This is a genomic window from Brevibacterium spongiae, from assembly GCF_026168515.1.
GTDB lineage: Bacteria > Actinomycetota > Actinomycetes > Actinomycetales > Brevibacteriaceae > Brevibacterium > Brevibacterium spongiae.
Map to the genome: position 1 here is coordinate 3,614,957 of NZ_CP093443.1, position 13,901 is coordinate 3,628,857.

General features: G+C 65.9%; 11 protein-coding genes and 1 tRNA gene. 8 read left to right on the plus strand and 4 right to left on the minus strand.

The window, feature by feature from the left end; all coding sequences use genetic code 11:
• Positions 1 to 116 precede the first annotated feature (116 nt).
• Together L1F31_RS16295 and L1F31_RS16300 are read left to right on the plus strand one after the other, a co-directional pair.
• Positions 117 to 773 carry a TetR/AcrR family transcriptional regulator gene (locus L1F31_RS16295; RefSeq protein WP_265418280.1) on the plus strand — a complete coding sequence of 219 codons (657 nt, stop codon included), beginning with the start codon at positions 117 to 119 and terminating at the stop codon, positions 771 to 773.
• A 54-nt stretch (positions 774 to 827) separates the two neighbouring features.
• Positions 828 to 1,838, plus strand: a complete 1,011-nt coding sequence (locus L1F31_RS16300) for a hypothetical protein (RefSeq protein WP_265418281.1) — start codon at positions 828 to 830, stop codon at positions 1,836 to 1,838.
• A gap of 43 nt (positions 1,839 to 1,881) precedes the next feature.
• On the opposite strand, the gene L1F31_RS16305 is transcribed toward L1F31_RS16300, so the two are convergent.
• Positions 1,882 to 3,093 (minus strand): C45 family autoproteolytic acyltransferase/hydrolase, encoded by a 1,212-nt coding sequence (locus L1F31_RS16305; RefSeq protein WP_265418282.1) that lies wholly within the window; start codon positions 3,091 to 3,093, stop codon positions 1,882 to 1,884.
• A 124-nt stretch (positions 3,094 to 3,217) separates the two neighbouring features.
• Positions 3,218 to 4,330 (minus strand): MBL fold metallo-hydrolase, encoded by a 1,113-nt coding sequence (locus L1F31_RS16310; protein ID WP_265418283.1) that lies wholly within the window; start codon positions 4,328 to 4,330, stop codon positions 3,218 to 3,220.
• A 360-nt stretch (positions 4,331 to 4,690) separates the two neighbouring features.
• Here L1F31_RS16310 and L1F31_RS16315 point away from each other — a divergent pair, with 360 nt between their 5' ends.
• Complete coding sequence (locus L1F31_RS16315; protein ID WP_265418284.1) at positions 4,691 to 6,130, plus strand: APC family permease; 1,440 nt, start codon at positions 4,691 to 4,693, stop codon at positions 6,128 to 6,130.
• 185 nt (positions 6,131 to 6,315) lie between these two features.
• Here L1F31_RS16315 and L1F31_RS16320 read toward each other — a convergent pair.
• Positions 6,316 to 6,403, minus strand: a tRNA-Ser gene (locus tag L1F31_RS16320).
• A 153-nt stretch (positions 6,404 to 6,556) separates the two neighbouring features.
• Positions 6,557 to 9,124: a maltokinase N-terminal cap-like domain-containing protein gene (locus L1F31_RS16325; protein ID WP_265418285.1), complete on the minus strand. Its 2,568-nt coding sequence runs from the start codon at positions 9,122 to 9,124 to the stop codon at positions 6,557 to 6,559.
• Between the two features lie 286 nt (positions 9,125 to 9,410).
• Between L1F31_RS16325 and ilvA the strand changes: the two genes are divergently transcribed.
• The 5 genes from ilvA (at position 9,411) to L1F31_RS16350 (ending at position 13,868) form a co-directional block, all read left to right on the plus strand.
• Complete coding sequence (ilvA, locus tag L1F31_RS16330) at positions 9,411 to 10,682, plus strand: threonine ammonia-lyase IlvA (RefSeq protein WP_265420458.1); 1,272 nt, start codon at positions 9,411 to 9,413, stop codon at positions 10,680 to 10,682.
• Between the two features lie 216 nt (positions 10,683 to 10,898).
• Positions 10,899 to 11,909 carry an NAD(P)H-quinone oxidoreductase gene (locus tag L1F31_RS16335; protein ID WP_265418286.1) on the plus strand — a complete coding sequence of 337 codons (1,011 nt, stop codon included), beginning with the start codon at positions 10,899 to 10,901 and terminating at the stop codon, positions 11,907 to 11,909.
• The gene (locus L1F31_RS16340) at positions 11,906 to 12,445 is read left to right on the plus strand and encodes a proteasome activator (protein ID WP_283255778.1); all 540 of its coding nucleotides are present in this window, start codon (positions 11,906 to 11,908) and stop codon (positions 12,443 to 12,445) included. The genes L1F31_RS16335 and L1F31_RS16340 overlap by 4 nt, the downstream gene beginning before the upstream one ends.
• Positions 12,442 to 13,029 (plus strand): hypothetical protein, encoded by a 588-nt coding sequence (locus L1F31_RS16345; protein ID WP_265418287.1) that lies wholly within the window; start codon positions 12,442 to 12,444, stop codon positions 13,027 to 13,029. The genes L1F31_RS16340 and L1F31_RS16345 overlap by 4 nt, the downstream gene beginning before the upstream one ends.
• Positions 13,026 to 13,868, plus strand: a complete 843-nt coding sequence (locus L1F31_RS16350; protein ID WP_265418288.1) for an HAD family hydrolase — start codon at positions 13,026 to 13,028, stop codon at positions 13,866 to 13,868. The genes L1F31_RS16345 and L1F31_RS16350 overlap by 4 nt, the downstream gene beginning before the upstream one ends.
• Positions 13,869 to 13,901 lie beyond the last annotated feature (33 nt).

Sequence of the window (13,901 nt, forward strand, 5' to 3'; positions counted from 1 at the left end):
CCCATCAGATGCTCAGCCGCCGAGGCGGTCGCCCGAACGCTTCCACCAGCGCCGCGATCTCGGCAGTCGACAGGACCCCGCCAGGCGCTCGATAGGACCACCGCCAGAAGATGACGATGAACACAGACGAACTCAGCCCGCGCAGACGCCAGACCCGCTCGACCCTCGTTCACGCCGGGACCTCGGTGTTCGCCGTGCGCGGCATCGACGGGGCGTCGATCGAGGAGATCTGCGAGGCCGGAGGGCTGACCCGCGGGGCCTTCTACTCGAACTTCTCCAGCCGCGACGACCTCGTGCTCGCCATCATCGAGATGCGCACCGAAGAGAACCTCGACCGTCTCGATGAGACGATCCAGCGGTGGACCGAACAGCTGACGAACACCACAGAGGTGCCCGAGATCAAGGCGCTGATGACGCGATTCATCGACGATGTCTTCAATGAGAAGAAGCAGACGGTGGCCGAGACCATCACCGAGCAGGAGATCGAGCTCTACTGCCTGCGGGTCCCGCACCTCTACGCCCGCTACGTCGAACTCAACGCCTCGCAGCTCGGTCGGCTCTCAGCATTGGTGGCCACGGCCCTTGAGGTCGCCGGAGCCACGACGAAGCAGCCGATCTCCGAATTCCTCACCGTCATCATCTCCGTGTTCAACCGAATTGCGCTGACCGCGGCGGCGGGCAAGGAGATGCACGAATACGTCGACATCGACCCGAGCCTCATCGTCGACGTCCTCATGCACCTCATCGACTTCAGCCCCTGCGAAACCGACTGAACCAGGCGCTGGCAGGCGCTGACCACGTCCGTCTGAGGCACTAAGGTGGTTCCCGTGAATGAACTCCAGCGCGAATTTACCGCCTTCATCAACAATATGGACGTCCGCCTCGGCGCCTTCGTCCTCGCCGACCTGCCCGAGACCTTCGAAACGGAGGACGGGGAGACGGTGAAGTTCCCGAAGGACTTCGGCCCGAAGTCGCTGCCGATGCTCGAGCTCTTCGTGCTCTCGAAGTTCCCCAGCACCGAGGCGATCCTCGAGGCCGAGCACCGGCGCTTCTTCGAGGGCCTCATCCGCTACCTCGGCGAAACCTACCTGCGAGCGATCGGCGGCGTGTGGGACCACGACGAGACCACCGGCAACGGGATGCCGTTCATCCGCCCCGACACCGAACAGGGCCCGGCCGCCGGTGAGCCGATCCCGCTGGTGGCCATCGTGCTCACCGCCGTCGATCAGCGCAGCGCCGAGGTGTTCACCGCGGTGCTGGACAAGGCTCGGGAGCTCCTCGGCGGGGACGGTCAGCCGCGCCGCAAGTGCACGGGACTCTCACTGGGCATGCTCACGGCCGAGAACTCGAGCGAGGAGGAGGTCGAATTCCTCACCCGCTTCATCGGCACCGTCGAACCGGGCATCGCCGCCTGGACGCAGGAGCAGGCCGACCCGGCGTCCTGGGGATTCGACCGCGACAGCCTTGCGCGCCTGGGCAAGCAGATCTCGGCCCGCTATGACTCACCGGCAGACATGATGGACGAGGAGGAGACCCCGTTCACTGCCGGCGCGATGCGCTTCATCGGCGAGACCATCCGCCGCATCGCCGTCGGCCAGTGGCGCTACGGCACCGAGCTCGAAAAAGACGACCCGCGCCATCACCAGCCCTATGTCCGCTTCCTCATCGGCGACCAGAACCTCGACCTCGTGCCGTGGCGACTCATCCAGGCCGCACTCGAGGATTCGGAGGCGATCGCCTCGGCGCTCGACGCGGTCATCGAGATGCGGGAGAACGAAGCCGCCGAGGCGGCCGAGAAGTCCGAATCGGCCGCTGAGAACAATTCCGACGAAGGCTGAGAGACCGACGTTCCAGGGCCGACCGCCTCAGGGGCGGGCCGTTTCAGAGCTGGAAGCGGCGGTTTCCGCGCAGCCCGTCGGCCGGTGAGCCGGGCGCTAGATCGATCTGCTTCCGGGCCGGATCGATGCGCACACTCACCAGCGTCGCCGAGCGATCGCCGTAGGGGGCATCGGGTGCCGGAGTGCAGCTGACGGGTGCCTCGCCCGGTCCGGTCGTCAGGAGCTTCGTGAGGTCTGCGACCGTGACGGCGGCGTGTCTCTCTCCGTCCGTCGCAGCGGTGCTGTCGGACGAGGCTGCGCCGCTGGCCGCGGCCTCCTCACCACCTGCCAAGGCACGTTCGGCTTCGAAGCGCACAACCGCCTCGGCGAGGTGACGGTACCGGGCCTGTGAGGTCGAGTCGGGGCGCAGTTCGAGCGCCCCGTCGAGCAGGTCGGGGTGGAGGAAATGGTTCGTGTGGATGAGGAATCCGGACTGCCCCGTCTCTCCGTCGGCCGCGTGGGCCGCCCGGGCCCGGCGTTCGCGTTTGCGGTCACCGGCGATCTCGACCTGGACGGCCGCCTCGGCGGTGATGACCGTGATGATCGACGAGGATGAGGTCGGGGCCGAGTGGATGATCTCCAGCGCTTCGGTCAGGGTGCTCGCCCGGCTGAGCACCCGGTTGAGGATCATGTGGATCGGCACTCCCCCGGGCTCGTCGCCGGTGTGCTTGAGGATGTTGAGCAGGACTCCGACGCCTGCTTCGTTGAGGCCGATCTTGCCGAGCATGCCGAACTCGGCGATCCCCACATGACGGTGCTGACCAGCCACGGAGCCGACGTCGTTGACGTGCCACAGGGTGGAGAAGTCCGCGGCCCAGTCCCAGTTCTGGGCGGCCACCGAGGCGCCGGGATCGGTGAAGCTCACGGTCGAGCATTCGGTCGGGGCGGCCTCGGCCAGGGTCATGATCTCGGTGCGGGCGATGATCTCCATGAGCTCGGCGACCGCGATGCCCGCGCCTTCGGCCACGGCGGCGACCTCCTCGGCGTCGGTCGGTGACCATTCCCTCAGCCGTGCGAGGCTCGACGTCGCGGCGGAGCGCACGTCCGCCTCGGCGATGGACAGGTGGTCGAAGTACCGCCGGTAGGCGGTGAGCGTGGAGGCGATGCCGGTGGCCAGCATCTGCCCGCGCCGGTGACCGCGCTCACGGTGATCGTCGGCGTGGACGGTGAAGGTCTCGGGCCGCACCTCGGCGGCGGGGACGAACTGGGTGGTCATCGCGGCTCCTCCTCAAGGCATCGACGACTCCGGCGCGGGCTGGACCCTGCTGTCGGCACTGTCATCCCTGTCAGCACCATGTGCTGCGCTCTGGCGTGCATCATCTGCTGCGTTCTGACCTGCATCATCTGTTGCCGACGAGGGAACCGACGCCGAGGTCGATACCGAGATAATGCATGTGTGCGGCGGTTTCGGCAAGGGCGGCGAAGAGATTGAAGTTGTGGAGGCTGTCGAATCCGCGTGACCAGTGCAGGCCCTGCGCGATCGAGTAGACGCTGTGATCGTCGGTGGCTTCCATCCGCGCCCGGATCTCGTCGAGGCGTTCGTGGTGGTGGTCGACGAGCTCTGCCTTGCGGTCGTGGAGTCCGCTGAAGCGGAACCCGTGGGCGGGCAGCACCGACACGTCCTCGTCGAGCTGTGCGATCTTCTCCAACGACCGCAGATAGTCGCCGAGGCTGTGCGTGATCGCCCCGGAATCGAGCCCGATGTTCGGCGTGATCGTCGGCAGCACATGGTCGCCGGAGAACAGCAGATTGTCGTCGTCGCGGACGAATGCCGAGTGCCCGTATGTGTGGCCTGGAGTCCACAGTGCCCGCACCGTGCCGTCGGCCAGCGGCAGTTCGGTGCCGTCGTCGAGGACGCGGACCGTCTCCGGCATCTGGCGCAGGGCCTGCTGGTAGAAGCTCAGGGCTTCGCGTTTCGGGTCTTTGGCGCCGCCGGCTTCGTTCGCGTCCTTCGCACGGCTCGAGCCGACCTGCAGGCTCTCGACCTCTCCCCAGCGGTCTTCGGGGACTCCGTAGGCGCGGGCGATGTTGATGTTCGGGTCGATGCCGGTGCCGAGGTCGACGGCGTTGGTGTAGAAGCGCTTGATGGAGCGCAGGTCCTCACCGTGCATGGCGATCCAGGCACTGGGATTCTTCGCCAGCAGCGCGGGCACGAGCCCGATGTGGTCCCGGTGGTAGTGCGTGATCGCGATGCCGTGGATGTCTGTGGGTTTGAAACCGAGGTCGGCGAGCGCCGAGGTGAGGGCCAGGTACTGATCCTTGCCGTCCCAGCCCGGGTCGATGAGGACGACACCGGAGCCATCGGCGATGGCATAGCAGTAGGTGTAGACGAGCGGGTTGTTCGGGATCGGAACCGGCGCGGCCCAGACGCCTTCGGCGACCTTTTCGACCGGGGGCAGAACCCGGTCCTTCCATGCCGCCGACTGTCGGGAACTGAGCGTTTCGATCGCCATACTTCTCTCACACCTCTCTGTGGGGCCGGTAGGTCCTATGACTGCAATCTACTCTGTTTTCGCCATTGCCTGACGGTTCGTTCGATAACTGGGCCGGTCGGGACGGTGCGGGACAGCCGAGAGGTACGGCACCTGACCGGACGGACGCCTGCCAGCGCTCAACTACCGATATCGTTGTGAATGCCGCCCACAATCACTGATTCCATATCAATTGAGCACCCATTGCTCCGGTAATCATCCTCGGTGGTTTCGCAATCAGTAGCGGAAGCGTTAGGATCATGACGCACATCACTGCCGGACCGCCGTCGACGACGACATGCTCGGACCGGCAGGCAGCACAACTCATTGGGGAGGACTGATATGGCTGCCTCTGGCTCACTGAAGCGCAACCTCGGACTGTGGTCCATCGTCGGACTCGGACTCGGATACATGACGCCCACGGTGGTCTTCGATACGTTCGGGATCGTGTCCGACGAGACCAAGGGAGCAGTGCCCTCGGCCTACCTCATCGCTCTCATCGTCATGATCTTCACGGCCTTCAGCTACGGAAAGATGGTCAAGATCTTCCCGACGGCAGGATCGGCGTACACCTATACCCGCGAGACGATGTCCCCGGGACTCGGGTTCCTCGTCGGGTGGACGTCGCTCATGGACTACCTGCTGCTGCCGATGGTCAACTGCCTCATCGCCCGCCTGTACATGGAGTCCCTCGTTCCCGATGCCCCGGCCTGGGTGTGGGTGGTCGTCTACACCGTCGTCATGACGGGCATCGTCACCTCGTCGATGCGCGGCACGGCGAACTTCAACGCCGTTCTGCTCATCTTCGCCGTCACGATGGTCACGCTCTTCTGCATCTTCGCGATCGTCAACCTCACCAACGGCGACGGAGCCGGAGTGGTCTTCAGCCCCGAACCCTTCGTCCATGAGGGAGTGAGGCTCTCTGCGCTGCTCACCGGCGCCACGGTCGTGTGCTTCTCGTTCATCGGCTTCGACGCCGTGACGATGTACACGAACGAGGCGAAGCACGTGAACCTCATGCCGAAGGCGATCATGCTCACCGTCATCGCCGGCGGCGCGATCTTCCTGGTCGCCAGCTACTTCGCGCAGCTGCTCTTCCCGGACAACTCGCAGTTCACCCTCGTCGATGACCCGCTGCCGGAGATCGGCTTCCTCACCGGCGGACACGTCTTCCAGGGCTTCTTCCTCGCCGCAGCCTTCGCCGCCACGATCGCCTCGGGACTGGCCTCGCATGCATCCGTGTCACGCATGCTGCTGGTCATGGGACGCAATGGTGTGCTGCCGCGGAAGGCCTTCGGCTACATCAACCCGAAGACCCACACCCCGGTGTTCAACATCGTGCTCGTCGGAGCGGTGTGCCTGCTGGCGATGTCGTTCAGTCTCGAGCTCATCTCCGCGCTCATCAACTTCGGCGCACTCATCGCCTTCACCTTCGTCAACCTCACGGTCATCGCGCACTATGCGTTCCGAACCAAGCAGGTCGTGGACTTCAGGACGACGTTCAGCTTCGTCATCATGCCGGCCATCGGCGCGATCCTCACAGGAGTCCTGTGGGTGAGCCTGCACAAGACGGCCCTCATCGGCGGCATCATCTGGCTGACCCTCGGTATCGTGTACCTGGCCGTACTCACCCGCGGCTTCCGCCGCTCGGTGCGCAGCTTCGACGACCCCGAGGCCGACGCCGAGATGTCCGAACCGGAGATGTCGGAGACTCCCGAAGCTCCGGAACCGGGAGCACCCGAACCAGGGGCACCCGGACCACAGGCACCAGTCCGGGACTGATGCTTCGGCAACGGGGCGCGCTCTCGGTCGACTGGTGTGCATGAGCGGCTTCAGAATTCATATGTGGTGATCGCGATCAGTGCGTATGACTTTTGAACCCGCGAGTGCTGACACGTCGTCCCTGGTATGCGAAAGCCCCCGAGCTCATCGCTGACCGCGATGGGTTCGGGGGCTTTACTGTTGAGCGGAAGCGGTGGGATTCGAACCCACGGTGCGGGGTTGCCGCACAACGGTTTTCAAGACCGTCTCCTTCGGCCGCTCGGACACGCTTCCCTCGGTTCTTCCTCTGCCTGTGACAGCAGCGGAGTGAACCCGGCCTGCCCGGCACGAGGCCGAGCCACCATAGTTTCTCACAACCGCAACGGCATCTGCCAATTGACCGTTCGGCCCTTGACCAGCACCGAGGCGGTCGCGCCGCAATCGCGGTCAGTCCTTCTTGCGCTTCTTCATCCGGTTGCGCTTGCGTTCAGTGCCCAGCAGGTCATCGAAGACTGAGCCGCCGGCAGGTTTCGAATCGTCGCCGGAGCGGTCCGACGAGGTGTCGGAACGGTTCGCCGAGGTGTCGGTCCGGCTCGATGAGGTGTCAGGCTGTCCCGTTGAGGTGCCGGGCTGTCCCGCTGACCCTTCGCGGCTCTTGTCCGATCGTTCGGAGAGCGGCTCGCCGAAGGTTCCACGATCTCCACTGGATTCCTGCGAACGCTCGCTCCACGTCTTGCCGAGCTTCGGCGCATCCTTCGGCTTGGTCGGCTGCGATTCTCGGTCGGTGCTGTCCGAGTCCTCCGCCGCGGCTCCGCGAGCCGCGAACGATGCCGGTACTCGTCGAACCGGGACCTCCGGCTCTTCTTCCTCGATGAATTCCTCGTCTTCAGCCGGAGCCGCCTCGAGATCATCGTCCTGAGGCGGAACCACGGTGGAGTCCTCGACGTCGTCGATGTCGGGATCCGTGACTGCCTCAACGGTGTTCTCTGCGGTATCGGCGACCTCGACCTCATCGGCTTCGGGCTCTGCCGCGGATGTTTCGTCCGAGTTCTCGGTATCCGAGTCTTCGGTGTCCGGGTTGTCTTCGGCACCCGAGTTCGCGATTGCCGCGGCGACGGTTCCCGATGTTCCGCGGGGCGCTGCTGCGACCGATTCCGAATCGGCGGCCGTTCTTTCGTCGGCAGGTGCCGCCACGGCGAACGAATCATCCAAATCGGCAGAGCCAGACGCAGATTCCCTGCCAGCCACTGTCCCAGCGTCAGTTGCAGTGCCCTCTGCGGAAGCAGCCGCATCGTCGGTCGAGCTGTCGTCGGCGGCCGTGGGTTCGGACGACCTCGCCCAGGCCGGAACGTCTTCGGCGGATGCGCTCTCGGCGGGGGCCTCCTCGGCGCGGGCGGGCTTGCCCTTGAGCACGAGCGTGAGTGTCGCCAGGGGCACGGACAGCCAATTCGGACGGTTGCGCAGCTCGGTGACGACCTCGACGAGCAGGCGATCGATCAGTGCGGCCCGCAGCACCGGATCATTCAAGCCGATGCTGTCGCCGCGAGCGCGGGAGTAGCCGGACAGCAGCGAGTTCTGCACCTGCGAGGCCCACAGGTATTCGGGCGAATCGAAGATCGCGCGCAGGGCCGCGGGATCGTTGCCGAAGCCGCTGACGACCAAGGATCCGTCTTCGGAGTCCAGTGCATCCGTGCGCTGCAGCCGCGCGAACCCGGCCGCGTAGTCGATGCTGCGCAGCAGGGCCACGAGGTCGAAGGCGGCGGGCTTCGGATCCGAATTCGTCGAATCCGTGAACTTCACGACCGAGTAGCCGTCCGTCGACGAGCTGACCACATGGTCGAGCGTGAGCTCGCCGTGGATCTTCTGCAGGGTGCCGATGGTCTCCAGGCTCTGCACCCGCGCACGGTGGGTGCGCAGCTCAGGGACCAGGGAATCCAGGGCCAGCGGTGCCCGGCCCAGGGCCCAATCGATGCGTTCGACCCACTTCTGCACAAGCTGCTTCGTCGGCACGCCGGCGCCTTCGACGATGCCGAACTCCGCGGCCATATCCGCATGGAGCTCCCCGATGCGCCGGCCCATCTCAGCGGCGTGGGCGTTGTAGGCTCCGATCGACCCGGAGTCCACCGCGCACACGGTGTTCACGGCTTCCCGCCAGGCCGGTTCGGCATCGACGTCGACGTGGGAGAGCAGCGCCATCGGCGCCTCCATCTCCTGGACCTCGAACATGTCGTACCACCGGCCCGATCCCCAGCCGATGACCTCGGGCACGCTGCGCGAACCCGCCTCGGTGAGGAGCACGGGAATCGTCAGCGATGACGGCATCCCGTTCTCGAGCACACGGAAGAACGAGAGCTCCATGGGCTCGTATTCGTCGTGGATGATGATGGTCGACTTGTGCGGACCGGAGTCCGCGACCTCGATCGGGCGGATCTCCACGGGCAGAACATCGTTCTCCCCCACCTCGAGGTCACCCTTCGACGGCTTCGGCGGGACCGCCTCGGCGCCGGTGTTCGTCGATCCGTTCGCCGAGGCGGACTCCCCGTTCGCGGTCACCGGGAACGGCACCGATGCTCGGTCCCGGGCGTCGGACTTCTCCTGCGAATGACGCAGGGATTCGGTCGAGAGCTGCCCGCCGTCGAAGATCTTGCGTTTCGTGATGGCATCGGCCATGAGGTTGACGAACACGGGATCGGCGGCGCCGTCGTAGACGTAGACGGTGCCCAGCGCCAGGTCATCGACCCGGCCGATGAGGGCGTGGCGCAGGTGCATGTCCTCGGCCCCGCGGAGGGTCAGCGGAATGTTGAGACGTCGCAGGGTCGGGCCATCGCCGACGGAGATGACGGTGACGAGGCCGACGAATCCGCCGAGCTCCTCGGCGGTGTAGGTGAACGCGCGGGCCACCGACATGGGGGTGATGTCGGGGTCGGTGCCGAAGTCTGCGGCGAGCTTGGGGAACCACGGCTGACGAGGTATCCAGCTGGCTAACAGTTGTTCGAGCTCACTGCTGATGGCCATGACGACTCCTAGGCGGGAATACGGGCACCTTCCATCCAATCATGTTAAGAGGCATTCGCGGATCAGGGCGCACCAGAAACCGTGAAGTCGGTGCCAGAAGTGCGGCGGGGTGAGGGCGTGGACGGGGACGGGATGCGCGCGTGGACGGGGTGTGGACGGGACGCGGACGTGAAAGGATGCGCGCGTGGACGGGGTTCGCGCACTGCGCTCATAATGTCCTCATGTCGATACGAGTTGCCAAATGGCAAGACAGAGGGCGCACAATAGTCTGGTGGTTGAAACAGACATGACATCCCAGAAGCTCACACTTGCCGACGAGGTCGAAGCGGCCGCGTCGCGAATTGCCGACTCTGTCATCTTGTCGCCACTGCAGATCTGCGAGCGGCTGACGGCCGCGACCGGTTCGACCATCTACCTCAAGCGCGAGGACCTGCAGACGGTGCGGTCCTACAAGATCCGCGGAGCCTTCAACTTCATGCTCCAGCTCGATGAGGACGAACGGGCCCGCGGAGTCGTGTGCGCCTCGGCGGGCAACCACGCCCAGGGCTTCGCTCGCGCCTGCAAGGAACTGGGCATCCAGGGCACGATCTTCGTGCCCAAGACCACCCCGAAGCAGAAGATCGAACGCGTCCGCCACTTCGGCGGTGACCAGGTGACGATCGAGATCGCCGGATCCACCTACGACGACGCCTCCGCCTTGGCCCACCGGTTCGCCGACCGCAATGACGCCCTCCTCGTGTCGGCCTTCGACGACCGCCGCACCATCGCCGGCCAGGGAACCGTCGCCGCCGAGATCCACGCCCAGCTCGACACCGACCCCGACTACATCATCGTGCCCGTCGGCGGTGGCGGAGTCATCGCGGGCATCGCCGCCTACGCTGCCGAGCGGATGCCGAACACGAAGATCATCGGCGCCGAACCCGCCGGTGCCGCCTCGATGATCGCCGCGCTCAAGGCCGGCCACCCCGTGACCTTGGAGAACATCGACCGCTTCGCCGACGGCACCGCCGTCAAACGGGCCGGTGCGCTGACCTTCGAGGTCGTCAACGAACTCGGCCTCGACGTGCGCCCCGTCGCCGAAGGTGCGGTGGCCACCGAAATGCTCGACATGTACCAGGTCGACGGCATCATCGCCGAACCGTCCGGGGCTCTGGCCTCGGCAGGGATCGGCGGCCCGGACTCCGGCAAACCGATCACCATCGAACCCGGTTCGACCGTGGTGTGCCTTGTCTCCGGCGGCAACAACGACATCTCCCGCTACCCGGAGATCCTCGAACGCTCGCTCGTCCACGAAGGCCTCAAGCACTACTTCATCGTCGACTTCCCGCAGGAGCCCGGTGCCCTGCGCCGCTTCCTCAACGAGGTGCTCGGACCCGAGGACGACATCGCGATGTTCGAGTACGTCAAACGCTCCGACAGGGAGACCGGTCCGGCCTTCGTCGGCATCCAGCTCGGCTACGCCGAGGACCTGCCGAATCTGCTCGAGCGGATGGAGGCCTCGTCGATCGAGGTCGAGCGGGTGCACCAGAACTCGCCGATGTTCCGCCTCTTCGCCTGAGGGGCTTCGCTGCCGAATTCAGGTCGCTATCGGATACTTTCGAGCTCCAGAAGTATCCGATAGCGACCCAAATTCGAGGGCCAGTATCCGATAGCGACCCAAATTCGAGCCGCCCTGCATCCTGTGCCGCCTCGCCTCATCCCGAGTGGCCCTCCCCCGAACCCCACCTCGCGAACGCCCCTGCCCTCCCGCGCACCCAGCCACTACAGTGGGAGCATGCGCGCAATCACGATCTCCTCCCCCGGTGAGCCCGAGGTTCTGCAGCTCACCGACGAACCGACACCGGACATCACCGCCGATGAGGTGCTCGTCCGCGTCCACGCCGCCGGTGTGAACCGCGCCGATCTGCTCCAGCGCCGCGGGTTCTACGATCCACCACCAGGAGCCACCCTGATCCCCGGCCTCGAGGTGTCCGGCACGATCGAGAAGCTCGGTTCCGAGGTCACCGGCTGGTCCGTCGGCGACCGAGTCGCAGCCCTGCTGTCCGGCGGCGGCTACGCCGAGTTCGTTCCCGTGCCCGCAGGTCAGCTCCTTCCCGTCCCCGAGGACTTCGACCTCACCGAGGCGGCCGCCCTGCCGGAGGTGCTCTCAACCGTCTGGTCGAACATCGTCGGCCGCGGACGCGTCGAAGCCGGCGAATGGCTGCTCGTCCACGGCGGAGGATCGGGCATCGGCACGGCCGCGATCCAGGTCGCGAACCACCTCGGTGTGAAGATCGCCGTCACCGTCGGATCCGAGCGGAAAGCCGAATTCTGCCGCGAACTCGGCGCCGACGCGATCATCAACTACCGCGACGAGGACTTCGTCGACCGCGTCCACGAGATCTGCACCCATGAGGACGGTTCCACCGGTGCCGATGTCATCCTTGACATCATCGGCGCGAAGTACCTCGAACGCAATATCAAGGCGCTGAACACCGACGGTCGCCTCGTCATCATCGGAATGCAGGGCGGGACGAAGACCGAGATCAACCTCGGCTGGCTCATGCAGCCGCGGAAGACCGTATCCGCGACGACGCTGCGGGCCCGGCCGAAGGAACAGAAGATCGGCATCGTCACCGAGGTGGCCGACCGTCTCTGGCCGGCCGTGATCTCCGGTGACATCCGCCCGATCATCCATGAGACCCTGCCGATCGCCGAGGCGACTCGTGCTCACCAGGCCCTGGAGGACGGGACGAACATCGGCAAGGTTCTGCTCATCGTCGATGAGGAAGGAAGCCGACCATGACCGAAAATCCCGACCGCGAAGAAAGCGGCACCGGTGAGACCAGCACCGCTGACGGGCTCGCCCGGGCGAAGAAGGACGAAGCCGATGTCTCCTCACCGGCGAAGGTGATGCGAATCGGCACCATGGTCAAACAGCTGCTCGAAGAGGTTCGCGGCACCGAACTCGACGAGAAGGGGCGGCAGCGGCTCGCCGAGATTCACCGTCGCTCCATCGACGAGCTCGAAGACGGATTGTCGAAGGAGCTCATCGACGAGCTCGAACGCCTCGACCTGCCCTTCGACTCTGCCGACGGCCCACCGACGACCTCTGAGCTGCGCATCGCTCAGGCTCAGCTCGTCGGCTGGCTCGAAGGACTCTTCCACGGCATTCAGACGGCCATCGCCGCGCAGCAGGCGATGGCCCAGCAGCTCGCAGCACGCGGTCAGCTGCCGCCGGGGATGGTCGCCCCGGGAATGCCTCAGCCCGGCGCCGACGGGCAGCAGAACGAGTCATCGGAGCCGAATCGGAACGACCACGGCACCGGCAACTACCTGTGAAGCGACTCTTCTCCGGACTGCGCAAGAAGGCGGCCAAGACCGGTGGCGACGATGAGCGTTTCGGCACCGGGCTGTGGCGGCACAACCGTGACCGTTTCCTCCGCGCCGTCGACCGCTACTACGCCACGGCCGTCGCCCTCCATGAGGCACGGCCCTCCGGGGCCGCCTCGGCGGGGGACGATGCGAACGGCAGCGCCGACGAGGTCGGCACGACCACCTCGGCGACGGATGAAACCGGCACAGCGGGCAAGGATCCGGTCGACGTCATCGTCGACGGCACCCACCGGCTCAATGCCCTCGTCGAGGTCGTCGACGCCATCACCGCAGACCTTCACTCCCGGTATCCCGTCAGCGGGCAGATCGTGCCCGGATCGGTCCGCAGCGCGGTCGGCGACGTACCCGAGCTGCTGACGAAGGCCTCGTCGAAGGTCGGGGAGGCGGTGCTCGCCGCGTCCATGGCACGCAGCGAGGCGGCCGGGCGGCCGATCGACTCGAGCGCGCAGGCGAGTGCGCGGTTCATCGGCGATGCCGAGGAGCTGCTGGGGCGGGCGCGGGAGAACCTCGCTAGGCTGGGATCATCATGATTCCTCCTCTCAGTCCCGACCGCCTGCCTCCGGCCGATTTCGAACTCGGGCTCGTGGCCAGCGACATCGACGGAACGCTGCTGCTGAATTGGAAGCCGATCTCGACGGCGACGATCGACGCGATCCACCGCTGCCAGGACGCCGGCATCCCGTTCGTCCTCGTCACCGGCCGGCCGATCCGCTGGCTCGCACCGATCGCTGAACAGATCCCCGACCTCGGCCGGGTCGTGTGCCTCAACGGCGCCGTCGTCTATGACATCGCCTCACAGTCCGTCGTCTCCGCCCACAGCATCGATGCGCAGACGATCGCGGAGATCACCACTGCGGTGCGGGCCGACCATCCCGAGGCCCGGTTCGCCTACGAGACCCTCAACGGCGGTTTCATCGACAGGGAGTTCGTCACCGGCCGGCCTCGTGAGGCGCGGATGATCGACGATGTCTCCGAGCTTGCCGGCGAGGACGTCGTCAAGGTGCTCGTGCGACTGGATACGAGCGATTCGCAGGCGATGCACGACCTCATCGACCCGCTCGTCGAGGGCACCTGCCATGCGTCGTTCTCCGAACCGGACAACGGGCTCGTCGAGCTCGCGCCGGCAGGGATCACGAAGGCGAAGACGCTGTCGGATCTGTGCGACCACTTCGGTGTGGCGCAGTCGCAGGTGATGGCGTTCGGGGACATGCCCAATGACATCGAGATGCTCTCGTGGGCCGGACACGGCGTGGCCATGGGCAACGCACTGGGTTCGGTCAAGGCGATCGCAGCGGCCGTCACCGAGGCCGTCGATGACGACGGAGTCGCCCGCTACCTCGACGCAGTCTTGGACGCCCGCCGACTCTGAGACCCCATTTGCTACCTGACGGCGCCCCAGCAC

Coding starts and splice junctions, on each gene's coding strand:
- L1F31_RS16305 (WP_265418282.1), bottom strand. CDS start 3,093: ATGACCACCCAGTTCGTCCCCGCCGCCGAGGTGCGGCCCGAGACCTTC.
- ilvA (WP_265420458.1), top strand. CDS start 9,411: ATGACATCCCAGAAGCTCACACTTGCCGACGAGGTCGAAGCGGCCGCG.
- L1F31_RS16310 (WP_265418283.1), bottom strand. CDS start 4,330: ATGGCGATCGAAACGCTCAGTTCCCGACAGTCGGCGGCATGGAAGGAC.
- L1F31_RS16350 (WP_265418288.1), top strand. CDS start 13,026: ATGATTCCTCCTCTCAGTCCCGACCGCCTGCCTCCGGCCGATTTCGAA.
- L1F31_RS16335 (WP_265418286.1), top strand. CDS start 10,899: ATGCGCGCAATCACGATCTCCTCCCCCGGTGAGCCCGAGGTTCTGCAG.
- L1F31_RS16340 (WP_283255778.1), top strand. CDS start 11,906: ATGACCGAAAATCCCGACCGCGAAGAAAGCGGCACCGGTGAGACCAGC.
- L1F31_RS16325 (WP_265418285.1), bottom strand. CDS start 9,124: ATGGCCATCAGCAGTGAGCTCGAACAACTGTTAGCCAGCTGGATACCT.
- L1F31_RS16295 (WP_265418280.1), top strand. CDS start 117: ATGAACACAGACGAACTCAGCCCGCGCAGACGCCAGACCCGCTCGACC.
- L1F31_RS16315 (WP_265418284.1), top strand. CDS start 4,691: ATGGCTGCCTCTGGCTCACTGAAGCGCAACCTCGGACTGTGGTCCATC.